Annotated in this window: 22 protein-coding genes; 20 read left to right on the top strand and 2 right to left on the bottom strand. The window is 66.0% G+C overall.

Annotation, left to right across the window (positions count from 1 at the left end; translation table 11 throughout):
• Positions 1 to 156 precede the first annotated feature (156 nt).
• The 8 genes from surE (at position 157) to AC07NC_RS11000 (ending at position 7,464) form a co-directional block, all read left to right on the top strand.
• Positions 157 to 951, top strand: a complete 795-nt coding sequence (gene surE, locus AC07NC_RS11035) for a 5'/3'-nucleotidase SurE (RefSeq protein ID WP_494569569.1) — start codon at positions 157 to 159, stop codon at positions 949 to 951.
• A 76-nt stretch (positions 952 to 1,027) separates the two neighbouring features.
• Positions 1,028 to 1,672 (top strand): protein-L-isoaspartate(D-aspartate) O-methyltransferase, encoded by a 645-nt coding sequence (locus AC07NC_RS11030; protein WP_008264048.1) that lies wholly within the window; start codon positions 1,028 to 1,030, stop codon positions 1,670 to 1,672.
• 184 nt (positions 1,673 to 1,856) lie between these two features.
• Positions 1,857 to 2,930, top strand: coding sequence for a peptidoglycan DD-metalloendopeptidase family protein (locus tag AC07NC_RS11025; RefSeq protein ID WP_494569568.1), 1,074 nt, complete (start codon positions 1,857 to 1,859; stop codon positions 2,928 to 2,930).
• A gap of 102 nt (positions 2,931 to 3,032) precedes the next feature.
• Complete coding sequence (gene yajC, locus AC07NC_RS11020) at positions 3,033 to 3,350, top strand: preprotein translocase subunit YajC (protein ID WP_008262385.1); 318 nt, start codon at positions 3,033 to 3,035, stop codon at positions 3,348 to 3,350.
• A 33-nt stretch (positions 3,351 to 3,383) separates the two neighbouring features.
• Positions 3,384 to 4,976 (top strand): protein translocase subunit SecD, encoded by a 1,593-nt coding sequence (secD, locus tag AC07NC_RS11015; protein ID WP_494569567.1) that lies wholly within the window; start codon positions 3,384 to 3,386, stop codon positions 4,974 to 4,976.
• On the top strand, positions 4,976 to 5,965 hold the full coding sequence (gene secF, locus AC07NC_RS11010; RefSeq protein ID WP_494569566.1) for a protein translocase subunit SecF: 990 nt from the start codon (positions 4,976 to 4,978) through the stop codon (positions 5,963 to 5,965). Before secD ends, secF begins: the two co-directional genes overlap by 1 nt.
• A gap of 36 nt (positions 5,966 to 6,001) precedes the next feature.
• Positions 6,002 to 6,397, top strand: a complete 396-nt coding sequence (locus tag AC07NC_RS11005; RefSeq protein WP_494569565.1) for a hypothetical protein — start codon at positions 6,002 to 6,004, stop codon at positions 6,395 to 6,397.
• 68 nt (positions 6,398 to 6,465) lie between these two features.
• Positions 6,466 to 7,464 (top strand): hypothetical protein, encoded by a 999-nt coding sequence (locus AC07NC_RS11000; protein ID WP_494569564.1) that lies wholly within the window; start codon positions 6,466 to 6,468, stop codon positions 7,462 to 7,464.
• A gap of 37 nt (positions 7,465 to 7,501) precedes the next feature.
• On the opposite strand, the gene AC07NC_RS10995 is transcribed toward AC07NC_RS11000, so the two are convergent.
• On the bottom strand, positions 7,502 to 8,707 hold the full coding sequence (locus AC07NC_RS10995; protein ID WP_494569563.1) for a pyridoxal phosphate-dependent aminotransferase: 1,206 nt from the start codon (positions 8,705 to 8,707) through the stop codon (positions 7,502 to 7,504).
• A gap of 124 nt (positions 8,708 to 8,831) precedes the next feature.
• Here AC07NC_RS10995 and AC07NC_RS10990 point away from each other — a divergent pair, with 124 nt between their 5' ends.
• The 8 genes from AC07NC_RS10990 (at position 8,832) to AC07NC_RS10955 (ending at position 17,206) form a co-directional block, all read left to right on the top strand.
• On the top strand, positions 8,832 to 9,545 hold the full coding sequence (locus AC07NC_RS10990; RefSeq protein ID WP_008262957.1) for a TVP38/TMEM64 family protein: 714 nt from the start codon (positions 8,832 to 8,834) through the stop codon (positions 9,543 to 9,545).
• Positions 9,546 to 9,827: 282 nt separating this feature from the next.
• The gene (locus tag AC07NC_RS10985) at positions 9,828 to 10,868 is read left to right on the top strand and encodes a rod shape-determining protein (RefSeq protein WP_008260883.1); all 1,041 of its coding nucleotides are present in this window, start codon (positions 9,828 to 9,830) and stop codon (positions 10,866 to 10,868) included.
• Between the two features lie 149 nt (positions 10,869 to 11,017).
• The gene (gene mreC, locus AC07NC_RS10980) at positions 11,018 to 12,169 is read left to right on the top strand and encodes a rod shape-determining protein MreC (protein ID WP_494569562.1); all 1,152 of its coding nucleotides are present in this window, start codon (positions 11,018 to 11,020) and stop codon (positions 12,167 to 12,169) included.
• Positions 12,166 to 12,684, top strand: a complete 519-nt coding sequence (locus AC07NC_RS10975) for a hypothetical protein (RefSeq protein WP_494569561.1) — start codon at positions 12,166 to 12,168, stop codon at positions 12,682 to 12,684. Before mreC ends, AC07NC_RS10975 begins: the two co-directional genes overlap by 4 nt.
• Positions 12,681 to 14,741: a penicillin-binding protein 2 gene (gene mrdA, locus AC07NC_RS10970; protein WP_494569560.1), complete on the top strand. Its 2,061-nt coding sequence runs from the start codon at positions 12,681 to 12,683 to the stop codon at positions 14,739 to 14,741. Before AC07NC_RS10975 ends, mrdA begins: the two co-directional genes overlap by 4 nt.
• Positions 14,741 to 15,898, top strand: a complete 1,158-nt coding sequence (rodA, locus tag AC07NC_RS10965) for a rod shape-determining protein RodA (protein ID WP_494569559.1) — start codon at positions 14,741 to 14,743, stop codon at positions 15,896 to 15,898. The genes mrdA and rodA overlap by 1 nt, the downstream gene beginning before the upstream one ends.
• Before the next feature lie 106 nt (positions 15,899 to 16,004).
• Positions 16,005 to 16,319, top strand: a complete 315-nt coding sequence (locus AC07NC_RS10960) for an SMP-30/gluconolactonase/LRE family protein (RefSeq protein WP_494569558.1) — start codon at positions 16,005 to 16,007, stop codon at positions 16,317 to 16,319.
• A complete protein-coding gene (locus AC07NC_RS10955; protein WP_494569557.1) occupies positions 16,316 to 17,206 on the top strand; it encodes an aldose 1-epimerase in 891 nt (296 codons plus the stop codon). Before AC07NC_RS10960 ends, AC07NC_RS10955 begins: the two co-directional genes overlap by 4 nt.
• A gap of 256 nt (positions 17,207 to 17,462) precedes the next feature.
• Here AC07NC_RS10955 and AC07NC_RS10950 read toward each other — a convergent pair whose 3' ends face one another.
• Entirely contained in the window at positions 17,463 to 18,815 is a 1,353-nt protein-coding gene (locus AC07NC_RS10950; protein WP_008260602.1) for an MFS transporter, read from the bottom strand.
• Between the two features lie 210 nt (positions 18,816 to 19,025).
• Here AC07NC_RS10950 and cyoA point away from each other — a divergent pair, with 210 nt between their 5' ends.
• Genes cyoA through cyoD form a run of 4 tightly spaced genes read left to right on the top strand, consistent with a single transcriptional unit; the run spans position 19,026 to position 23,273 of the window.
• Positions 19,026 to 20,237, top strand: a complete 1,212-nt coding sequence (cyoA, locus tag AC07NC_RS10945) for a ubiquinol oxidase subunit II (RefSeq protein ID WP_494569556.1) — start codon at positions 19,026 to 19,028, stop codon at positions 20,235 to 20,237.
• A gap of 13 nt (positions 20,238 to 20,250) precedes the next feature.
• Positions 20,251 to 22,254, top strand: coding sequence for a cytochrome o ubiquinol oxidase subunit I (gene cyoB, locus AC07NC_RS10940; RefSeq protein WP_494569555.1), 2,004 nt, complete (start codon positions 20,251 to 20,253; stop codon positions 22,252 to 22,254).
• A 3-nt stretch (positions 22,255 to 22,257) separates the two neighbouring features.
• The gene (gene cyoC / locus AC07NC_RS10935) at positions 22,258 to 22,881 is read left to right on the top strand and encodes a cytochrome o ubiquinol oxidase subunit III (protein WP_292148705.1); all 624 of its coding nucleotides are present in this window, start codon (positions 22,258 to 22,260) and stop codon (positions 22,879 to 22,881) included.
• The gene (gene cyoD / locus AC07NC_RS10930; protein WP_035306277.1) at positions 22,878 to 23,273 is read left to right on the top strand and encodes a cytochrome o ubiquinol oxidase subunit IV; all 396 of its coding nucleotides are present in this window, start codon (positions 22,878 to 22,880) and stop codon (positions 23,271 to 23,273) included. The genes cyoC and cyoD overlap by 4 nt, the downstream gene beginning before the upstream one ends.
• Positions 23,274 to 23,277 lie beyond the last annotated feature (4 nt).

The following is a 23,277-nucleotide window of genomic DNA, read 5'->3' as shown; positions in this document are numbered from 1 at the left end:
CCCCCCCCCCCCCCCCCCCCCCCCCCCCCCCCCCCCCCCCCCCCCCCCCCCCCCCCCCCCCCCCCCCCCCCCCCCCTGCCGCCCCCGTGACGGTTCCGCCTTGCCCCCCTCTGGCGCGCTATGCGCGCCTGTCTCCCCCCAAGGGGGGGAGATGGCATGAGAATCCTCCTGACAAACGACGACGGGATCGAGGCGGAAGGTCTTGAATCCCTTGAGCGGATCGCGCGGACGCTGAGCGACGACATCTGGGTGTGCGCGCCCGCCGTCGAGCAGTCGGCCAAGGGGCGGGGCATCACCCTCAGCGAGCCGCTGCGGGTGCACAGGCACGGCGAGCGGCGGTTCTCGGTGACGGGAACGCCGACCGACTGCGTCATCCTGGCGGTCAACGACCTGATGCCGGAGCGGCCGGACCTGGTGCTGTCCGGCGTGAACCGGGGGCATAATATCGGCGAGGACGTCAGCTATTCCGGCACGGTGGCGGGCGCGCTTCAGGGCATGGCCTTCGGCATCCGCTCCATCGCCCTGAGCCAGAGCCTGGAGCGGTTCCACGACGAGGTGGTGGCCCACTGGGAGACGGCCGAGGCCTTCGCCCCGGCCATCATCAACAAGCTGCTGGACCAGAAATGGGCGCCGGGCGTGGTGATGAACCTGAACTTCCCCAATCTGCCGCCGGAACGGGTCGAGCAGATCGAGGTGACGACCCAGGGCTTCCGCGACGTGGGCGAGATGCACGCGGTGCGGCGCACCGACCTGCGCGGGCGCGACTATTACTGGATGAGCTTCCGCGGCGAGAAGCAGGAGCATGCCGAGGGCACCGACCTGAGGGCCATCGAGGCGGGGCGGATCTCGGTCACGCCGCTGCACATCGACCTGACGCACATGGCCAGCGTCCATGACCTGAAGAAGGTGCTGGGCGGGGCGCCGCCGAAGAAGACGGAGCGCGCTGCGTGATGAGGCCGGCTGTCTCGCGGCCCCTCCACCACGACGCAAGGGCGTCGCGGTCCCCCTCCCCCAGGGGGGGCGGAAAATGAACCTGCACGACGACCGCGCCGGACGGCTGATCCTGTCGCTGCGCCAGCAGGGGGTGACGGACCCCCGGGTGCTGGCCGCGATGGAGAGCATCGACCGCGCGGTCTTCGTGCACGAGAAATTCCTGGACCAGGCCTGGGAAGACCAGGCCCTGCCCATCGACTGCGCCCAGACCATCAGCCAGCCCTATATCGTCGGCCTGATGACCCAGGCCCTGGACGTCCAGCCCCGCCACCGGGTGCTGGAGATCGGCACCGGCAGCGGATACCAGTGCGCGGTGCTGAGCCGGCTGGCCCGCTATGTCTATTCGGTGGAGCGGTATCGCAGCCTGCTGGTCGAGGCGGAGGCGAAGCTGCGGACGCTGGAGATCGACAATGTCATCACCAAGCACGGCGACGGCGGCCTGGGCTGGATCGAACAGGCGCCCTTCGATCGCATCATGGTGACGGCGGCGTCTCCGGCCGAGCCGACCGAACTGTTGAAACAGTTGAAGCCGAACGGTGTTCTGGTGGCGCCCGTTGGCCGGACCTCGGTGCAGATGCTGCACCGCTATGTCGGTCAGGGCGACGGGTCGTTCCGGCGCGAGAGCCTGACGGAAGTGCGGTTCGTGCCCCTGGTCGAGGGGACGGCGAAGGAGGGGTAGGTAGGCGTGAGTGGTGAATCGTGAGTCGTGACTGAATGTCGTCTGCTCGATTTACCTCACGAGTCACGTCTCACGAGTCACGCCGTTAACCTTCTCGCCCAATTTTGGCGATGATTGAAGGCTTGGCTTAAGGGGCGCAAGCGGGCACACCGGGCGGGCAGTTTAACCATCTAAGGAGCGGCCGGTGGCGGTGATATCGGGCTGGATCAGAGCGGTTGTAATCGCGGGGGCGTCGCTGAGCGCGGCGGCCTGTATGACCTATCCGTCCGAGCCGCAGTATTCGACGCGACCGACGGTGGGCGGGCAGGGCGCCTATCCGCCGCCGGCGCAGCAAGGTCCGTATGGTCAGCCGACCTCTCCGCAGGCTCAGCCTTATCCGCAGCCGCAAGCGACGGCGCCGGTCGGCCAGGTGGATGGGGGATATCTGCCGCCGCCGGTCGCGGTGACGCCGACGCAGCCGCCCTATGCTCCGCCTGCGCCCTCCTATCCGACCCCCTCGGGCGTGGTCACGCCGGGCGCCGCCTATGAGATCCAGCCGGGCGACACGATTTCTGGCGTCGGGCGGCGGTTCCAGACGCCGGTCCAAACCCTGATCGACCTCAACGGCCTGGGGCCGCGCGGCGCGATCACGACAGGCCAACGAATCATTCTTCCCGATGCGGCGGTCGATACGGGCCGCGATCCCTATGCGACTGGGCCTTCGCCGGCCGGAGTTCTGGTGCCGAACAGCGGCATGGCCCCGCCGCCGCCGCCGCCGCCTTCGGGCAACGCCGCGCTTCCGGCTCAAACCCGTCCGACGGCCCCGGCGGCGGGCGCGGCTCGCCCGCCGGTCAGCGCCGCGCCTTCCGCGACGCCCGTTGCGGGCGGTCCCATCGCCCTGTTGTGGCCGGTGCGCGGCGATATCCTGCGGCGGTTCGGCCCGGTCGGGATGGGCGAGCGCAACAACGGGATCAACATCGGCGCCTCGGCCGGCGCCTCGGTCGTGGCCTCGGCCGGGGGGCGCGTGGCCTATGTCGGCGACGATCTGGTGGGGCAGGGGCTGACGGTGCTGGTGGTCCACAACGGCGGCTGGCGCACCGTTTACGGCCATCTGGGTTCGGCGACGGTGAAGGACGGCGACGATGTCCGTGCGGGCCAGCAGATCGGCACGGTCGGTCTGACGGCCGGCGACGGACGCCCGTCGATCCATTTCGAAACCCGCCAGATGCGCGGCGACGACCCGGTCGCGGTCGATCCCCTGACCGTATTGCCACGCTGAACGTTTAGCCGCGTTGCAATCCGCGAGACGGAGCCCTAGGTTCCGCGCCTCGTTTTAATGGGGGCCGGCGAGGGCTGTCCCCCTTGTGTTCGGAGACTACCCATGGGCGCCCCAGCTGACGGCGGCATGATGGCCGTGATCATGCAGTTCCTGCCGATCGTCGCCATCTTCATCCTGTTCTACTTCCTGCTGATCCGTCCGCAGCAGAAGCGCGCCAAGGAACATGCGGCGGCCATCGGCGCCGTGAAGCGCGGCGACACCGTCGTGCTGTCCAGCGGCATGATCGGCAAGGTGACCCGTGTCGAAGAGGCCGAGGTCAATGTCGAGATCGCGCCCAGCGTCAATGTGCGCGTCGTCAAGACGATGATCGCCGAGGTGCGTAACCGCACCGCCATCGCCGCCAACGATTCCAAGGCCTGATACTTCGCGTATCGCTGAACCGAGACCGCCCTCATGATTCAGCTCTCGCGCTGGAAAGTCATCCTCGTCGTCGCCTCGGCGATCCTCGGCTGCCTGCTGGCCTTCCCCAACCTGCTGAGCTCGGCTCAGCGGGAGGCGCTGCCCGGCTGGCTGCCGAAGAACGCCCTGAACCTCGGGCTCGACCTGCAGGGCGGGTCGTATCTGCTGCTGGAAGTCGATGTGCCGGCGATGCGCGAAAAGCGCGTCACCAACCTGATCGAGGATGTACGGGTCACGCTGAACGGCGAGGGGATCGCCACCAACGGCTTCCAGCGCGAAGCCGGCGGGGTGATCGTGACCCTGGCCAATCCGGGGCAACAGACGGCGGCCTTCGAGGCCCTGCGCCAGCTGGCCGGGGCCGCGGGCCCCTCGGGGCAGGTCGAGCGCACCGCGACGCGTGTAGGCGGCGACCGGATCCGCTTCGCCTACACCGACACGGCCCTGGCCGGCATGGGAGCGACGGCGGTGGACCAGTCGATCGAGGTGGTGCGCCGCCGGATCGACAGCCTGGGCACGCGTGAACCCTCCATCACCCGCCAGGGCGCCGACCGGATCGTGGTCCAGGCCCCGGGCGAGAGCGATCCTCGCAAGCTGGAAGAAGTGATCGGCCAGACGGCGCAGCTGACCTTCCAGATGGTTGATACCGAGAATTCGGTGACGGACGCCATGGCCGGACGGGTTCCGCCGGACGCCGAATTGCTGGTGGACGAGCAGGGCACGCCCTATCTGGTCAAGAAGCGGGTGCTGGTCTCGGGCGAGAACCTGACGAGAGCCTCGGTCGATGCTGACCAAAGCGGTCGGCCTGCTATCGGCTTCCGCTTCGATGGCGCGGGCGCTCGCCGGTTCGGCGAGGCGACGTCCGCCAACATCGGCAAGCCCTTCGCCATCATCCTGGACGGCAAGGTCATCTCGGCGCCGCGCATCAACAGCGCCATCACCAACGGGTCGGGCATCATCGAAGGCCAGTTCTCGATCCAGGAAGCCGCGACGATGGTGAACCTGCTGAACGGGGGCGCGCTGCCGGCGCCGCTGAACGTCGAGGAACGCCGGACGGTGACGGCCGAATTGGGCGCGGACGCCGTGGCGGCGGGCGCCCTGTCGACCGCCGTCGGCTTCGCCATCATCGTGGTCTTCATGATCCTGGCCTACGGCTTCCTGTTCGGTGGCGTGTCGGTCATCGGCCTGGTGCTGAATGGGGTGCTGATCGTGGCGGCCATGTCGCTGACCCAGGCGACCCTGACCCTGCCGGGCATCGCCGGTCTGATCCTGACCTTCGCCGTGGCCGTGGACGCCAATGTGCTGATCTATGAGCGGATGCGTGACGAGGCCCGGTCGGGCCGCAGCGTGATCGCCAGCATGGACGCCGGCTTCTCCAAGGCCTGGGGCACGATCCTGGACGCCAACGTCACCACCCTGGTGGCGGCGGCGATCATGTTCATCTTCGGCGCCGGTCCGGTGCGCGGCTTCGCCTGGACGCTGAGCATCGGCGTCTTCACCTCGGTGTTCTCGTCGGTTCTGGTGGCCCAGGTGCTGCTGGCCTACTGGCTCAAGACCGCCAAGCCCAAAAAACTGCCGATCGCGGAGTGATGGCGATGCGTGGATGGCCCTTCATCAAACTGCTGCCGCAGAAGACGAATTTCCATTTCGTCAAATACGCCCGGTTCGCCGCGGTGCTGTCGGTGGTTCTGTGCGTCGCCTCGATCGTGGCGTGTTTCGTTCCCGGCCTGAACATGGGCATCGACTTCCGGGGCGGCGCTTCGATGGAGGTGTCCAAGCCGGCCGGTCAGGCTATTGAGCTGGATCGGGTGCGCGAGGCCGTGAACGGCCTGGACCTGGGCGACGTCCAGGTGCAGGGCATCGCCCGCCGCGACACCAATGTGGATGACGGCTCGACCGCCATCCTGCGCTTCCAGGTGCCGGAAGGCCGCGACCAGACCCAGGTGGTCAACCAGGTCGAGACCGCCATCAACCAGACCGTGGGCGAGGTGCAGTATTCGGGCGTCAGCGTCGTCGGCTCCAAGGTCTCGGGCGAGCTGTTCACCTCGGGCCTTCTGGCCCTGGGCGTCGCCATCGGCCTGATGTTCCTCTACATCTGGTTCCGGTTCGAGCCGCAGTTCGGCTTCGGCGCCGTGATCGGCCTGCTGCACGACGTGGTGCTGACCTTCGGGCTGATCGTGCTGTTCCGGCTGGAGTTCAGCCTGAACATGGTCGCCGCCATCCTGACCGTCATCGGCTATTCGATGAACGACACCGTGGTGGTGTTCGACCGTCTTCGCGAGAACCTGCGCAAGTATAAGACCATGCCATTGCGTGAGGTGATCGATCTGTCTCTGAACGAGACCCTGTCGCGGACCATCATCACCGGCGTGACCGCCGTCATGGTGCTGGCGGCCCTGGCGATCTGCGGCGGCGAGGCCCTGTTCGGCTTCTCGATCGCCCTGATGTTCGGCATCGTCATCGGCACCTATTCGTCGATCTATGTCGGCGCGCCGATCATCCTGCTGTGGGGCGTCAAGCGGGGCGCCCTGGCCGACGACGCCAAGCCGATCAAACTGGGCATGGCCAGCCGACCCTGATCATTGCATCCTCTCCCGGAAACGGGGGAGGGCGTGATGAGGCGAAGGTTCGTGCTGGCGGCGATGTTGCCGGCGTTTCTGGCGCTTGGCTTGGGCGTGGGCGCCGAGGCCCAGACCCATGTTGGCAAGGACGCCTATCAGGGACTGCACTGGTCGGTCGCCGCACCCCAGGGCGCGTCCTGGATCCTGGTCTGTCGATTTCGCCCTGTGACGGTCTGGGTCAGTCCCTATGAGCGGGACCGCTGGATGAACATCATGACTCAGGAGGGCCGAGGCGGCGATCATGGCCGCCTGCCCGGCGACAACGGCCGCTGCACCCTGACCAAGACCGGCGGCGAGGGCTCGGTCGGGATCGCCCTGGTCAAGAACGGCGTGGCGACGTCGGCGGGCACGCGCGATCAGGCGAACCCGGCGAAGGTGACGGTGTTCTGACCTGTCGGTCGCGTTAGGGCGGGTGTAACCTCCAGGTTGTTAGGTGTCCGTCAGATTGGGAGGCGGGCATGGGCTTGAAAGCGCTTTGCGAGGATATCGTCGCCAAAGGCGAGGTCGGTCCGGAAGACGTTCTTGCGCTGCGACGCGAGGTGTTCGGGGAGATCACGGTCACCCAGAACGAGGTTGAGGCCCTGTTCGTCATTGACGAGGGGGCGCAGCGTCAGTCGAAGGAATGGCGTGAGTTCTTTCTGGAGGCTCTGACCGACTGGCTGGTGAGCCAGCAAGAGGCGGTCGGCTATGTCACTGAGGCCCAGGCTGACTGGCTGATCGCGCGGATCATGGCCGACCGACGGCTGCGCGACGGAACGGAGATCGAGCTCGTCGTCCGTGTTCTGGAACTGGCGGATGCGGCCCCGGCGTCCCTGGCCGCGTTTGGCCTGTCGCTGGTGACGCGGGCTGTGGTCGAGAATGACGGGATCATCAGCGCTGATGAAGTGGCGCGGTTGCGGCGGCTGGTGTTCGCGCCGTCCGGTCCGGGGCGTCTGGCGGTTTCGCGCGAGGAAGCCGAGGCCCTGTTCGACCTGAACGACGCCACACGCGGCGCGGCGAACGATCCGGCCTGGACGGACTTCTTCATGCGCGCGGTCGCCAATGCCGTGACGGCCTCGGCCGGCTGGGTTGCGCCTGGACGCGAGGAGGCGCTGCGGCGGGAACATTGGCTCGCGGACCTGGACGACGGCATCTTCCGAGAGATGGAGGAAAGGTTCGGGCAGAGGCCCAGCCCGAATGAAATCGTCGGCTCTGCCGCCTATGCGGCGCGGGTGATGGCTTGGGGGTTACAACAACCCCGTGCTGAGCACGTTTTTTCGGATCGGCTGGCGGAGACGAGGCGCGCCGCTGCGACCAGTGCTCCCGTAGATCAGGGCGAGGCGCGCTGGCTGGTCGATCGGATTGGTCGCGACGGCGACTTTGACGACAACGAGCGGGCTCTGATCGCCTTCCTGAAAGAGATCGCGCCGACGACGGACGATGCGTTGCGGCCGCTGATCGATCGACTGGCGGATTGAACGAAGAAGGGGAGGCCGAAGCCTCCCCTTTGGGTCGTCAGCGTAGCGAGGCGGCGAAGCGCTGGATGCGGGTGCAGGCTTCTTCCAGCACGGCGTCGGAGGTGGCGTAGCTGATGCGGAAATAGGGCGACAGGCCGAAGGCCTCGCCCTGGACCACGGCCACGCCCTCGGCGTTCAGCAGTTCGGCGGCGAAGGTGCTGTCGCCGTCGATGACCACGCCCGATTCCGTCGTCTTGCCGATCAGGCCGGCGATGGACGGATAGACGTAGAAGGCGCCCTCCGGCACAGCGCAGGTGAGGCCGGTCGCCTGGTTCAGCATGGACACGACCAGGTCGCGGCGCTTCTCGAAGGCGGCCTTGCGCTCGGGGATGAAGTCCTGGGTTCCGTTCAGGGCCTCGACCGCCGCCCACTGGCTGATGCTGGTCGGGTTGGAGGTGGTCTGGCTGGCCACCTTGCGCATCAGGTCGATCAGCGCCTTCGGGCCGCCGGCGTAGCCGATGCGCCAGCCGGTCATGGCATAGGCCTTGGACACGCCGTTGACCGTCAGGGTGCGATCGATCAGGTCGGGCGCGACCTGGGCGATAGTGGTGTAGTCGAAGTCGCCATAGACGAGGTGCTCGTACATGTCGTCGGTCAGCACCCAGACGTGCGGGTGGCGACGCAGCACGTCGGCCAGGGCCAGCAGCTCCGCCTGGGTGTAGGCGGCGCCGGTCGGGTTGGACGGGCTGTTCAGGATCAGCCACTTGGTGCGGGGCGTGATCGCGGCCTCCAGCACCTCGGGACGCAGTTTGAAGCCGTCCTTCTCCTCGCCGACCACGGTGATGGGCTCGCCGCCGGCCAGCAGCACCATGTCGGGATAGGAGACCCAGTAGGGGGCGGGCACGATGACCTCGTCGCCGGGGTTCAGGGTGGCGACCAGGGCGTTGAAGATGACCGGCTTGCCGCCGGGGGCGACGTGGATCTGCGACACGTCATAGTTCAGGCCGTTCTCGCGCGCGAACTTGGCCACGATGGCCTTCTTCAGCTCGGGCATGCCGTCGGCGTCGGTGTATTTGGTTTCGCCGCGATGGATCGCGTCGATGGCGGCCTGTTTGATATTCTCGGGGGTGTCGAAGTCCGGCTCTCCGGCGCCGAGGCCGATCACGTCGCGGCCCTCGGCTTTAAGCTTCCGGGCCTGGGCGGTCACGGCGATGGTGGCCGAGGGCTTGACGCGGGCGAGGGCGGAAGATTGCAGGCTGGACATGGGTATCCCGTCGATCTTGGAAGGTTCGTGCCGGGGAAGGCGAGGTTCCTTACGCGCCGTCGCCGTTCGGGACAATCCGCCGACGCTCGCTAATCGCCGGACAGGATGATAAGCGGCGCACCTGATGCGCTGGATCATCGATTTCCTGTCGAACATGGAGGCGCGTCGCTGGCGCGCCGTGCTGGCGACGGCCCTTCTGCTGGGCGCCATGATCGCCCTGTTCGCCGTGGGCAAGAGCCAGTTGGGCCTGGACGCCGAGGTGAGGCTGGAGGCCTGGCTGGGCGGGTTCAGGCATGGGCCTTGGGGACTGCCGGCCGCCATCGTCGTCTTCACAGTCGCGGCCTTCTTCGGGGCGCCGCAGTTCATCCTGATCGCCGCCTGCGTCGTGGCCTTCGGGCCGTGGTTCGGGTTTCTGTACAGCTGGATCGCCACGGTCGCCTCGGCCGCCGTCACCTATTGGATGGGGCGCGGGCCGACGGCGCGCCTGCTTGAACGGCACGGGGGCAGGACGGTGGGGCGGCTGACCCGGTTCGTGGGTCAGAACGCCTTCTACGCCAGTTTCATGATCCGCAACGTGCCGTCGGCGCCCTTCATCGTCGTCAACATGGCGTTCGGCGCGGCGCGGGCGTCGTTTCCCGGCTTCCTGGCCGGTTGTGCGCTCGGAGTGCTGCCCAAGACGGCCCTGGTGGCCTTCTTCGGCGGATCCTTCATGACGGCGGTCAGCGGCGACGGGATCTGGACCTCGGCCATACTGGCGGGCGTGGCCCTGGCCTGGCTGGCTCTGATGCTGGGTGTTCGCGAATGGGTGAAGCGGCGCGAAGTCGCGCGCGGCGACTGATCCGGCAAGCGAAAGGCAGCATGTTTCACAGGCTGTTTCCCACCCTCATGACGCTAACGTGAACACCCCCAAGCGCGGCTGTTCCACAGGGTTGGGGGTGAACTTGGATACGGTGCGCTAAGGGGGTTGTATTCCCTGTTTCATACGGGCACACGGGCCAACGGTAGACGTGGCGAAGACGATCAGGAAGCTGTCCGACAAGGGGATGTCAGGGCAGCGGGGCGTCGCCAGGTCAACTGCGAAACTGACGCCCTCGGTCAAAGAACAACGGTATCGATTCCCATGAGCTTTTCCCTTTTCGGCGCGATCTCCAACGACATCGCGATGGACCTGGGCACCGCCAACACCCTGATCTACATGAAGGGCAAGGGCATCGTCCTGAACGAGCCTTCGGTCGTGGCCCTGCGCAATGTCGGCGGACGCAAGATCGTCCACGCCGTAGGCATAGAGGCCAAGCAGATGTTGGGCCGCACCCCGGGCCACATGGAAGCCATCCGCCCGATGCGTGACGGCGTCATCGCTGACTTCGAAGTCGCCGAAGAGATGATCAAGCACTTCATCCGCAAGGTGCATAACCGCAAGGGCTTCGTGAACCCGAAGATCATCGTCTGCGTGCCGTCGGGCGCCACGGCGGTCGAGCGTCGCGCCATCAACGACTCCTGCCTGAACGCCTCGGCCCGCCGCGTGGGCCTGATCGACGAGCCGATGGCCGCCGCGATCGGCGCCGGCCTGCCGATCCACGAACCGACCGGCTCGATGGTCGTCGACATCGGCGGCGGCACGACGGAAGTGGCCGTTCTGTCGCTGTCGGGCATCGTCTATTCGCGTTCGGTCCGCGTCGGCGGCGACAAGATGGACGACAGCATCATCAGCTATATGCGTCGCAACCATAATCTGCTGATCGGCGAGACGACCGCCGAGCGCATCAAGAAGGACATCGGCACCGCTCGTATTCCGGCCGACGGCGAAGGCCTGTCAATCGAGGTCAAGGGCCGCGACCTGATGCAGGGCGTGCCGCGCGAGGTCCGCATCTCGGAACGCCAGGCCGCGGAAGCCCTGGCCGAGCCGGTGACCCAGATCATCGAGGCCGTGAAGGTCGCGCTGGAAGCCACCCCGCCGGAACTGGCCGCCGACATCGCCGACAAGGGCATCATGCTGACGGGCGGCGGCGCCCTGCTGCGCGGCCTCGACATCGAGATCCGCGATCATACCGGCCTGCCGGTCTCGGTCGCCGACGATCCGCTGTCGTGCGTCGCCATCGGTTGCGGCCGCGTCCTGGAACATCCGCGCTGGATGAAGGGCGTGCTCGACTCGGCGCTCTGATCAATTCGTCTGCAGCCGGGTGAGAACCTGGCTGCAAATCCTTTCGGGCCTTCGCGATCAACGGTTCCATTCTGGCCCCGATTTTGCGATAGGCAGGCATGACGGCAGGGGCGCCTGCCGATTCCAACCCCTTATGTGGAAGGTCGCCCGTGGCGTTTCGCGACGGCCCTTTTGAAAACCTGAAGGTGCCGCTGGCCTGGACCGCCGCGGTGGTCGCAGTCGTGGCCATGGCGGGCGCGGCTCTTCTTCTTGTCAGCGATCGCACGACGCCGGACGGCGGCTCCAGCTATGGCGCGGCGCGGGGGGCTGCGGCCTCTGTGACCGGGCCGGTCAGCGGCGTCTTCGCCGCGCCGGTGCGCTGGGTCGGCGCCGTCACCGATTACATCGGCGGGTATTTCTTTGCAGTGTCCGAGAACCGGAGACTGAGGGCCGAGGTCGCGGAGTTGGAGCCCTGGCGCGACCAGGCCATCGCATTGAAGAACGTCAACGCCCGTTATGAAGCCATGCTGGGACTGCGGACCGAGCCGGCCGTGCCCATGGTCACGGCGCGCGCCATTTCAGATGCCCGCGGCCCCTTCAATCGCGCCAAGCTGGTGGATGTGGGCGCGTCGAAAGGCGTGCGGATCGGCAATCCGGTTATTAACGAGCACGGTCTGATCGGCCGCGTCACCGGCGTCACCGGCGGCGTCAGTCGGATGGTGCTGTTGACCGACGTCGCGTCCCGTACGCCGGTTCTGGTGGACCGCACCGATGCCCGCGCCCTGCTGACCGGCGACGGCAGCGACAACCCCCGGCTGGAGTTCGTGCGCGGGGCCGGTTCTGTGCAGGCGGGCGACCGGATCCTGAGTTCCGGCGATGGCGGCGGCCTGCCGCGCGGCATTCCCATCGGCGTGGCGGCCAAGGGGATCGACGGCAGCTGGCGCGTGAAACTGTTCAGCGATCGCGGCGCCATCGACTATGTCCGGGTTCTGCTGTTCCAGGACTTCGGCCAACTGATCGATCCGAATGCGCTCAATGCGCCGCCCCTGGCCGGCTTGACCACGGCGCCTCCGCCGAACGCTGAACAGGCGGGCGCCATCGGCGACGCGGCAGCACGCCGTCAGGCGGCCGCGGAGGCCCAAGCGGCACGGGCGCGCGCCGCCGCCGCCGTCGCCGCGACACCGCCTGCAACAACACCGGCGGCGCCTCAAGCGCGTCCCGTTCAAACTCGTCCGGCGCAACCTCGACCCGCCGCCGAGGCGCCATCGGCGGCGATGTCTCCACAACCAACGCCCGCACAGGCGCCGGAGGGCGCGACGTGAGACGTCCGGTCGCGGTCCGCGTCGTCGGACCTCTGCAATGGATCGTCTATCCGGCCCTTGCGGTGATCGCCGCCACCATCATCTTCGCCACGCCTGTGCAACTGTTCGGCTTGATGCTGCCTGAGCCGGTGTTTCCGATGGTGCTGGCCTTCGCCTGGCCGCTGATCCGGCCGTCGATGACGGCGCCCGCAGTACTCTTCGGGCTTGGTCTGTTCCTGGACCTGTTCTGGAACGGACCTCTGGGCCTTTGGGCTCTGTGTCTGATGGGCGTCTATGTCGTGATCCTCTTGTCGCGCAATCTGCTGGCTGGGCATGAGGGGGTGATCCGCTTCGCCTGGTATATGGCCTGCACCCTGGCCGCCTTCCTGGTCGCCTATGTGATCGTGGCGGTGAGGGCGGGCAATCCGCCGGCGATCCTGGCCCTGATCGGCCAGATTCTGCCGACCCTGATCCTGTATCCGATCGCCGACTGGATGCTGGAACGGTTCGACGACGGGGATATCCGGTTCCGATGAGCGGCGAACCCTCCATCTTCTTCGCCGACGTCAACGAGCGCCAGGGCTCCTTCTTGCGCCGCACCTTCGTGTTCGGCGGGCTGACGGCCCTGGGGGTCACGGCCCTGGTGGGGCGGCTGGCCCAGCTTCAGGTCGTCCAGGCCCAGGAATATGCGACCCTGTCGTCGCAGAACCAGTTCAACTTCCGCATGGTCCCGCCGCCGCGCGGCCTGATCAAGGACCGCAACGGCGTGGTCATCGCCGGCAACCGGCCCAGTTTCCGGGTGCTGGTGGTCCGTGACGAGACCAAGGATCTGGACCAGACGCTGGACCTGCTGGGCCGGCTGCTGCCCGATACCCTGGAGCGCCGACGGGCCATCATCCGTGACGTCAACGCCTCGTCCAAGTTCAACCCGGTGCCGGTCAAGAGCGACCTGACCTGGGAAGAATTCGCCAAGGTCAACCAGTACGCCAACGAACTGCCCGGCGTCATGGCCGACATGAACGAGGCCCGCTACTATCCGTTCGGCGGCGCCTTCGCCCATGTGATCGGCTATGTCGCCAAGGTGAACGACCGCGACGTCAAGGCTATCCGGGACAAGGGAGAGACGGTCCCTCCGCTGCTGTTCAACCCCAGTTTCCGCATTGGCCGTCAGGGAGTCGAGAAGGCTCTGGACGAAGCCCTGCGCGGAGAGCCAGGCGGCAATCGCGTCGAGGTGGATGCACGCGGACGTGTGGTGGCCGAGGACGTCGGTGGGTCGCGTCCCGCTGTGCCCGGCAAGGAAGTCGTGTTGACCCTGGACGCCGACGTTCAGAACCGGGCGCTGGAGGTGTTCGGCGAAGAGTCCGGCGGTTGCGTGGTGATGGACGTCCGCAACGGCGACATCCTCTGCATGGTGTCCGCGCCCTCGTTTGACCCCAACATGTTTGTTGGCGGTATTCCCTCCAACGTCTACAGCGCCCTACGCGATTATGAGCGCAAGCCGCTGCTCGACAAGGCCATCGGCGGCGTCTTTCACCCCGGGTCGACGTTCAAACTGACAACCTCGCTGGCCTTGCTGGAGGCTGGGGTCGATCCTGACGAGCGGGTGGTCTGCACCGGCGGCTATCGCTTCGGGTCACGGACTTTCCGCTGCTGGAAACCCGGCGGCCACGGCCCCATGAACATGCATGATGCGATTAAGACGTCGTGCGATGTCTATTTTTATCACATGTGCAATCGGGCCGGCGTCGATAAGATTCAGGAGGTCGGCAAGAAGATCGGCTTCATGCAGACCTATGACATCGGGGTCGGCAACCAGAAGGCCGGATCGATTCCCAGTCGGGCCTGGAAGGCGAACTACAACAAGAACAATCCAAACCCTGATTCTCGGACCTGGTATCCAGGCGAGACTTTGTCGGTTGCGATCGGGCAGGGCGACGTGAACGTCACAGCTCTGCAACTGGCAGTGACGACCGCGCGCTTCGCCAATGCACGAAAGGCGATCATGCCGCGTCTGATCAAGTCGGTCGGCGGGGTGGATCAACCCAGCGGCGCTGCGGTGCCCGATCTGCCCTTCCCACCCGAACACCTCGAAATTGTTCGTCAGGGCATGGTGGCGGTGGCCAATGACGTCGGGGGCGGCGCCTATCGCCAGAGCCAGCTAGGGCTCGGCGACATCAAGATGGCCGGCAAGACAGGCACGGCGCAGGTGCGCAACTACGGAACAGGCTCTCGCAAGAGCGCCGACGTCACCTGGGCGCTGAAGGATCACAACCTATTTGTGGCGTTCGCCCCTGTGGACGAGCCGCGCTACGCTATCGCCGTCATCATTGAGCATGGCGGCTTGGCCGGATCGACCGCTGCGGCTCCACGTGCGCGCGAAATCATGCGCACAGTGCTGCTTAAGGACCCGGACATGGTGGCGCGTATGACGCGACCACCACCACCGGAGCCTACAGCCTCGGCCGAGACAGCCGAACTAGAAGGCGCTGCGCCTCCCGAGCCGGATGTCGTGGGGGCTGAGACGGCACGTCGCACCCGTCAGATGCCGACCGTCACCACGGGCCCGCGTCCCTATCTGTCCGAGCCGCGCTGATGACCGCTTCCGCCCTGTCCCGTCCCGGCGAGCGCGAGCGCGTTTCGACCAAGATCAGCCAGATCGACTGGCGTCTGCTGGCTCTGATCTGCGTGGTGTCCGGCACCGGCGCATTGATGCTCTATTCCGTCGGCGGAGGGTCCTGGTCGCCGTGGGCGGCGAAACACCTGATCCGCTTCGGCATGTGCGTGGCCCTGATGCTGGCCCTGTCCATGGTCAATATCCGCTTCTGGTTCGGCCTGGCCTATCCGGTCTATGGGGTGGCCCTGCTGATGCTGGCCCTGATCGAGGTTCCGGGCCTGGGTTATACGGCCATGGGCGCGACCCGCTGGCTGAACCTCGGCCTGACGCGCATCCAGCCGTCCGAGATCATGAAGATCGGCGTCGTTCTGGCCCTGGCGCGCTGGTATCACGGCGCTTCGGCCAAGGAGGCCAGCTTCCACTGGAAGCTGATCTATCCGGTCGCCATCATCGGCCTGCCCTTCCTGCTGGTGGCGCACCAGCCGGACCTGGGCTCGGCCATGCTGATCGGCCTGACCGGCGCGGCCATCATGTTCATGGCGGGGCTGAGCTGGAAGATCATCGCTGCTGTGGGCGCCGCCGCCGTGGCGCTGATTCCGCCCTATGTGATGTTCGGCATGCACGAGTATCAACGCCACAGGGTGCTGACCTTCCTGAACCCGGAGGCCGATCCGTCGGGCACGGGCTATCACATCATGCAGTCCAAGATCGCCCTGGGCTCCGGCGGCTTCCTGGGCAAGGGGTTCGGCCTGGGCAGCCAGAGCCAGCTGGAATTCCTGCCCGAAAAACACACTGATTTCATCTTCGCGGCGGTGTCCGAGGAGTTCGGTTTCGTCGGTTCCTTCACCATCCTGGCCTGTTATGCGGCGATCATCCTGATCTCGCTGCGGATCGCATCCCTGTCGCACAGCCATTTCGGCCGTCTGGCCGCGTCGGGGGTGACCGCGACCTTCGCCATGTATGTGCTGATCAACGGTGCGATGGTCATGGGGCTGGCGCCCGTCGTGGGGGTGCCGATGCCGCTGCTGTCCTATGGCGGCACGGTGATGCTGACGGTGATGATCGGTTTCGGCCTGGTGATGGCCACGCGCGTGCACCGTTACGCCGAACTGCCAAAGGGCCAAGGCCTGATCTGATACGATTGCCCCCGTGGGAGCCGGGGGACGGGCCGTCGCCTGCGCAGCGTCTCGCGGCGACGGATTTCCACCACCAGATCAACACCTCAATTCGGCGGGCCGAATCATGAGCGAAACGAAGCCGACCTCCCCGGAACTGGCCTCCCCGGAACTTGGCGAGGGGGCAGTATGGGACGCCGAGCGCAAGGCGGTGTGGTTCGTCGACATCAAGGGTCGAAAGCTGCATCGTTATACGTCCAGGAGCGGCGAGACCGCCTTGTGGGACACGCCGGACCAGACCGGCTTCGTCCTGCCGGCCGAGGACGGTTCGCTGGTCTACGGCGTCTGTGGCGGCCTGCATCGATTCGACCCGGAAACGGGCGTCGTCACCATGATCCAGCCGGTCGAGGCGGACCGGCCGCAGAACCGCGTCCATCCGTGAGCGCCGAAGCCGTAATCCAATTGCGCGCCGGAGACTGGCGCGCCTCCCTGACGCCGGGTCTGGGCGGCGCGATCCTAGACCTGAGCCTACATGGCCGATCGGTGTTGCGGCCAACGCCGAAGGGGGCGATCGACCTGCTGGAAACCGCCTGTTTCCCGCTGGTCCCCTACGCCAACCGGATCGCCGACGCGCGGTTCGTGTTCGAGGGGCGCGAGGTCAGGCTGACCGCGCTGGACCGGTTCGCCCCCCACGCCCATCACGGAGACGGCTGGCTGAAGCCCTGGGCGGTCGAGGCCGTCGACGATGCGAGCGCCGACCTGAGGCTGGACTGGTCGGACCAGGCTGCGGCCCAAGCAGGCGGCTGGCCTTGGCCGTGGCGGGCGCGTCAGGCGGTCAGGCTGACGGACCAGGGGCTGGAGATCAGCCTGTCGGTGACCAACACCGGCGATACGGTCATGCCCGCCGGCCTGGGCCTGCATCCCTATTTCCCCAGACATCCAGACACCCGGCTCAGGCTTTCGGCGACGGGGGTGTGGCTGACCGATGCGCGCGGAATTCCCGAACGGCTGGCGGCGCCGGATGCGGTGGCGGACTGGGGCGACGGCCTGGCCCTGGCCGAGGCCCCCTTTGTCGATCACGCCTACGCCGGCTGGACTGGCGAGGCCCTGCTGGACGGGGACGGGCATCGCATCGTGCTGAACGGCGGCGCGGGCGCGGACTGGGTCCAGGTCTATGCTCCCGTCGGGGCCGACTTCTTCTGTGTCGAGCCGGTGACGCACCGGCCGGACATTCTGAACGGGGCGTCGGGTGAGGCCGGCGGGCTGGCGCGACTGGCGCCAGGCGAACACCTGACCCTGGTCATGCGTCTGACGGCCGAAGCGATCTAGAGGCCGTTCCGCGCGCCGCCCGTTCCAGGCCGTCACGAAGGCGGCGGCGTTGCGACCGACCTGCTCGGGCGATTGGCCGGGCTTGAACACGGCGGAGCCGAAGCCGGAGGCAGCCGTGCTGGACCCGTGATAGAATATCGGATCGTCGACAGGTTCGGTCTGTCGCACGACCGCCGCTGACGGACCGCCGCGGCGGCGACAAAAAAGCCCGGTCCCGCCTGGCGAGACCGGGGCTTTCCGATCCGGCTGAAGCGGATCACGCCTTGGGGGCGGGGGTCTTGTCCGAGGAACTGCGGGCCAGTTCGCGGTTGAGCCACAGGGCGACCAGGGTGCAAATCGCGCCGGACAGCAGATAGGCGCCGGCGGCGATCAGGCCGAACTGGCTCGAGATCCATAGGGCGACCAGGGGGGCGAAGCCGGCACCAAACAGCCAGGCCAGGTCCGAGGTCAGGGCCGACGATGTATAGCGGTTGGCCAGGGAGAAGCTGGACGCCACCGGACCGGAGGCTTGACCGAACGACAGGCCCAGCAGGATGAAGCCGGAGATCATGAAGGTCAGCTCGCCGATCGCCCCGCCGTTCAGCAGCTGGGGGGCGAAGCCCGAGAAGGCGGCGATGCCGGCGGCGGTGACCGCCAGCAGGGCGCGTCGGCCATAGCGATCGGCCAAAACGCCCGAAGCGAGGATGGCCAGCAGGCCGAAAACGGCCCCGACCATTTCGATCAGCAGGAAGCGGACCGGCGTTTCCTGGGTGAACAGGAAGACCCAGGACAGGGGGAAGACGGTGACCATGTGGAACATGGCGAAGCTGGCCAGGGGGGCGAAGGCGCCGATGGCGATCCGGGGGCCTTCCGCCTTGATGGCTGTGTGGACCGGAGTGGGCTGCAGCTCGCGGGTCTCGAACAGCTTCTGGAAGCTGGGGGTCACGACGATGCGAAGGCGGGCGAACAGGGCCACGACGTTGATGGCGAAGGCCACGAAGAAGGGATAGCGCCAGCCCCAGTCCAGGAAGTCGGCCGCCGACAGGGTGTTCAGGAAGAAGGCGAACAGGGCAGAGGCGACGATCAGGCCGATGGGCGCGCCCAGTTGGGGAATCATGGCGTACCAGCCGCGGCGATTCTCGGGGGCGTTGACCGCCAGAAGCGAAGCCAGGCCGTCCCAGGCGCCCCCCAGCGCGACGCCCTGACCGATGCGGAAGACAGCGAGCAGTACGGCGGCGGCGATGCCGATGGTTTCATAGCCGGGCAGGAAGGCCACCGCGACGGTCGAGGTGCCCAGCAGGAACAGCGCTATGGTAAGCTTGGCGCCGCGCCCGAACTTCTGGTCGATGGCGATGAACAGGGCCGTGCCGAAAGGGCGGGCCAGGAAGGCCAGGGCGAAGATCGCGAAGGACAGCAGCGTGCCGCCGATCGGCCCGGCGAACGGGAAGATCAGTTGCGGAAACACGACCACGGAAGCGATGGCGTAGACGAAGAAGTCAAAGAACTCCGACGTCCGGCCAATGATCACGCCGATGGCGATTTCGCCGGCGTCCACCTTGCCGTGATCGGAGTGGAGGGCTGCGGCGTCGCGTTCCAGCGACTCTGACGAAGGGGTCGTCGAGACGGACATGGGCTGGGATCGCTCCGTGAAATTTGAGATTTGGGCATGCGTCGGTAATGCCGCATTATGACCGGGCGCCCTTTGCGACGAAAGTCGCGATCTGAGGATAGGACAGATTGTCCAATGTCGTTTCTGATCGAAGCTGACTATCCGGCCCAGTTCGAACGCCAACCGTCGCGACTCCTCCCTGTTGTCCGATGTTTCCCGATTGGAGCCGCCTTGCGCCGTCTGCGCCTACTCCTGCTCGTGCCCATGGTGGCGCTTCTGTCGGCCTGTAATCTGGTCGTGCTGAAACCCGCCGGCGACATCGCCCAGCAGCAGGGCGACCTGCTGATGATCTCCACCCTGCTGATGCTGATCATCATCGTCCCGGTGATGGCGCTGACCGTATTCTTCGCCTGGAAGTACCGGGCGTCGAACAAGGACGCGGAATACCAACCGGACTGGGACCACTCGACCCATCTGGAGGTCGTGATCTGGGCTGCGCCCCTGCTGATCATCATCTGCCTGGGCGCCCTGACCTGGGCCGGCACTCACCTTCTCGATCCTTACCGCCCGATCGACCGGATCAAGCCGGGGCAGGCGGTGGACGAAAGCGTTGAGCCGCTGCAGGTCAATGTGGTCGCGCTCGATTGGAAATGGCTGTTCATCTATCCGCAGTACGGCGTCGCCACCGTCAACGAACTGGCCGCGCCTGTGGATCGCCCCATCCGCTTCCACATCACCTCGTCTTCGGTGATGAACTCCTTCTATATTCCCGCCCTGGCCGGCCAGATCTACGCCATGCCGGGCATGGAGACGAAGCTGCACGCCGTCATCAACCGTCCGGGAGAGTATGAAGGCTTCTCGGCCAACTATTCCGGCGACGGCTTCTCGCACATGCGTTTCGCCTTCCACGGTATGGACCAGGCAGGCTTTGACGGCTGGATCGCCGGGGTTCGCCAGGGCGGTCAGGCGCTGGATCGCGACCGTTACCTCGAACTGGAAAAGCCCAGCGAGAAGGTGCCGGCGATGCGTTTCTCCACGGTCGACGGCGGCCTGTGGGACGCGATCCTCAACATGTGCGTCGAGCCGGGCAAGATGTGCATCGGCGAGATGATGGAAATCGACCGCAAGGGCGGCCTGACCATGGCCTCGGTGCGCAACACCATGCCGCTGGTCTATGACAAGTACGCCGGTCGCGGAAAGAACGCGGCGATCTTCGGCTCGAACGACAGCTATGTCATGACCATCTGCACGCCGCTGCAGGCTGAGGCCGCGGCCGCTGATCGCATCCGCCGGGCCGAACTTGACGCGGCGAGCGCCCCTGTCAGCCTGGCGCCTTTGTCGGGCCTGGGTTTGACCCAGGGCGTGCCGATGGCGTCGCTGTCCACAGACAAACAATCGACGGGGGCGGTTTCGACCGACGTCCGTTCCTCCCCCAACGCCTGAGCGAACACAGTCGATGAACGCTGACACCCTCATTCCACTCATCTTCGGGCGGTTGACGCTCGAGGCTCTGCCGTTGCACGAGCCGATCCTGGTCGTGACCATGATCGTGGTCCTGCTGGGCGGCGTCGCCCTGCTGGGCGCCCTGACCTATTTCAAGCTCTGGGGCTATCTCTGGAAGGAATGGTTCACGACCGTGGACCACAAGAAGATCGGGATCATGTACATGATCCTGGGTCTGATCATGTTCGTGCGCGGCTTCGCCGACGCCATCATGATGCGCCTGCAGCAGGCGATGGCGTTCGGCGGGTCCGAAGGCTATCTGAACGCGCACCACTATGATCAGGTCTTCACTGCTCACGGGGTGATCATGATCTTCTTCGTGGCCATGCCGATGGTGACGGGGATCATGAACTATGTCGTGCCGCTGCAGATCGGCGCGCGCGACGTCTCCTTCCCCTTCCTCAACAATTTCAGCTTCTGGATGACGACGGCCGGCGCCATCATCGTCATGGCCTCGCTGTTCGTCGGCGAGTTCGCCCGCACGGGCTGGCTGGCCTATCCGCCGCTGTCCGGCATCGGCTACAGCCCCGGCGTCGGGGTGGACTATTACATATGGGCGCTGCAGATCGCGGGGGTGGGGACGACCCTGTCCGGGATCAACCTGATCGCCACCATTGTGAAGATGCGGGCGCCGGGCATGGGCATGATGAAGATGCCGATCTTCACCTGGACGTCGCTCTGCACCAACGTCCTGATCGTGGCGTCCTTCCCGGTCCTGACCGCCGTCCTGGCCTTGCTGACGCTGGACCGCTATGTCGGCACCAACTTCTTCACGAACGACTTCGGCGGCAACCCGATGATGTACGTGAACCTGATCTGGATCTGGGGCCACCCTGAGGTCTATATCCTGATCCTGCCGCTGTTCGGCGTCTTCTCGGAAGTCGCCTCGACCTTCTCGGGCAAGAAGCTGTTCGGCTACACCTCGATGGTCTACGCGACGGTCGTGATCACGATCCTGTCGTACCTGGTGTGGCTCCACCACTTCTTCACCATGGGTTCGGGCGCGTCGGTGAACTCCTTCTTCGGCATCACCACGATGATCATCTCGATCCCGACGGGGGCGAAGATCTTCAACTGGCTCTTCACCATGTATCGGGGCCGTATCCGTTTCGAACTGCCGATGATGTGGCTGGTCGCCTTCATGCTGACCTTCGTGATCGGCGGATTGACCGGCGTGCTTCTGGCCGTGCCGCCGGCCGACTTCGTGCTGCACAACTCGCTGTTCCTGGTCGCCCACTTCCACAACGTCATCATCGGCGGCGTGTTGTTCGGCCTGTTCGCCGCCATCAACTTCTGGTGGCCCAAGGCTTTCGGCTTCAGACTCAACAAGTTCTGGGGGCTGGTCAGCTTCTGGTGCTGGGTGCCGGGCTTCTGGCTGGCGTTCGCGCCCCTGTATGTCCTGGGTCTCATGGGCGTGACGCGCCGCATGCGGGTGTTCGACGACCCGTCCTTGCAGATCTGGTTCGTCATCGCCGCCATCGGCGCAGGCGTCATCGCTCTGGGCATCGCGGCCATGTTCATCCAGTTCGCGGTCTCCATCATCAATCGCGACAAGCTGCGTGACATCACGGGCGATCCGTGGGGCGGCCGCACCCTGGAATGGGCCACCTCTTCACCTCCGCCCGCCTACAACTTCGCCTCCACGCCGGTCATCCATGACTCCGACGCCTGGTGGGACATGAAAAAGAAGGGCTATCAGCGTCCGCTGTCCGGCTATCGCGCCATCCACATGCCCTCGAACACGGGCACGGGGGTCATCATCTCGGGCCTGTGCCTGGTGATGGGTCTGGCGCTGATCTGGTACATCTGGTGGCTGGCGGCCCTGACCTTCGTGGGCGTGCTGGCGGTCTCGATCGCCCACACCTTCAACTACAAGCGCGACTACTACATCCCTGAGGATGAGGTGCGCGAAACCGAAGAGACGCGCACGCGCGCCCTGGCCGGAACGGAGGCCTGATCCATGAGCGCGACCGCGACTGAGATCGACCCGAACGTCTTCCATCTGGAAGAGGAGCCGCATCACGAGGAAGGCTCCAGCACCATGCTGGGCTTCTGGCTCTATCTGATGAGCGACTGCCTCATCTTTGCGATGCTGTTCGCCGTGTTCGGCGTCCTGGGCGGCAACTACGCCGCCGGGCCGGGACCCAAGGAGCTGTTCGACCTGGAACTGGTGGCGGTCAACACCGCCATGCTGCTGTTCTCGTCGATCACCTACGGCTTCGCCATGCTGGCGATGGACAAGAACAACAGGACCCAGACCCTGATCTGGCTGGCGATCACCGGCCTGTTCGGCCTGGCCTTCCTGGGAATCGAACTCTACGAGTTCGCGCACCTGATCCATGAAGGCGCGACGCCGCAACGCAGCGCCTTCCTGTCTGCCTTCTTCACCCTGGTGGGCACCCACGGCCTGCACGTGACCTTCGGCATCATCTGGCTGGTGACGCTGATGGTTCAGGTCAGCTGGAAGGGCCTGATCCCCGCCAACAAGCGCCGCCTGATGTGCTTGTCGATGTTCTGGCACTTCCTCGACGTCATCTGGATCGGCGTCTTCACCTTCGTCTATCTGCTGGGCATGGTTCGATGAGCGCCGACAAGAACGACCACTCGCCGGAGTCGCACGAGGTGGACCACCTGGGTCACGAGGCGCACAATCACGGCTCTTTCAGGAGCTATATGATCGGTTTCGTGCTGTCGGTGATCCTGACGGCCATCCCGTTCGCCCTGGTGATGACCGGCGCCTTGCCGCCCCAGGCGACGGCCCTGATCGTCATGGCGTTCGCCGTGGTGCAGATCGTGGTCCACATGATCTACTTCCTGCACATGAACTCCAAGTCGGAGGGCGGCTGGACCATGCTGGCCCTGATCTTCACGATCATCGTTGTGGTCATCGCCCTGTCGGGTTCGCTGTGGGTGATGTACCACCTGAACACCAACATGATGCCCGCCACCCACGAAATGAGCCAAATGTCCTCCTGAGGAC

Source organism: Brevundimonas sp. GW821-FHT10A07 (genome assembly GCF_059415785.1).
This window is presented reverse-complemented; position numbering and strand designations above follow the sequence as displayed.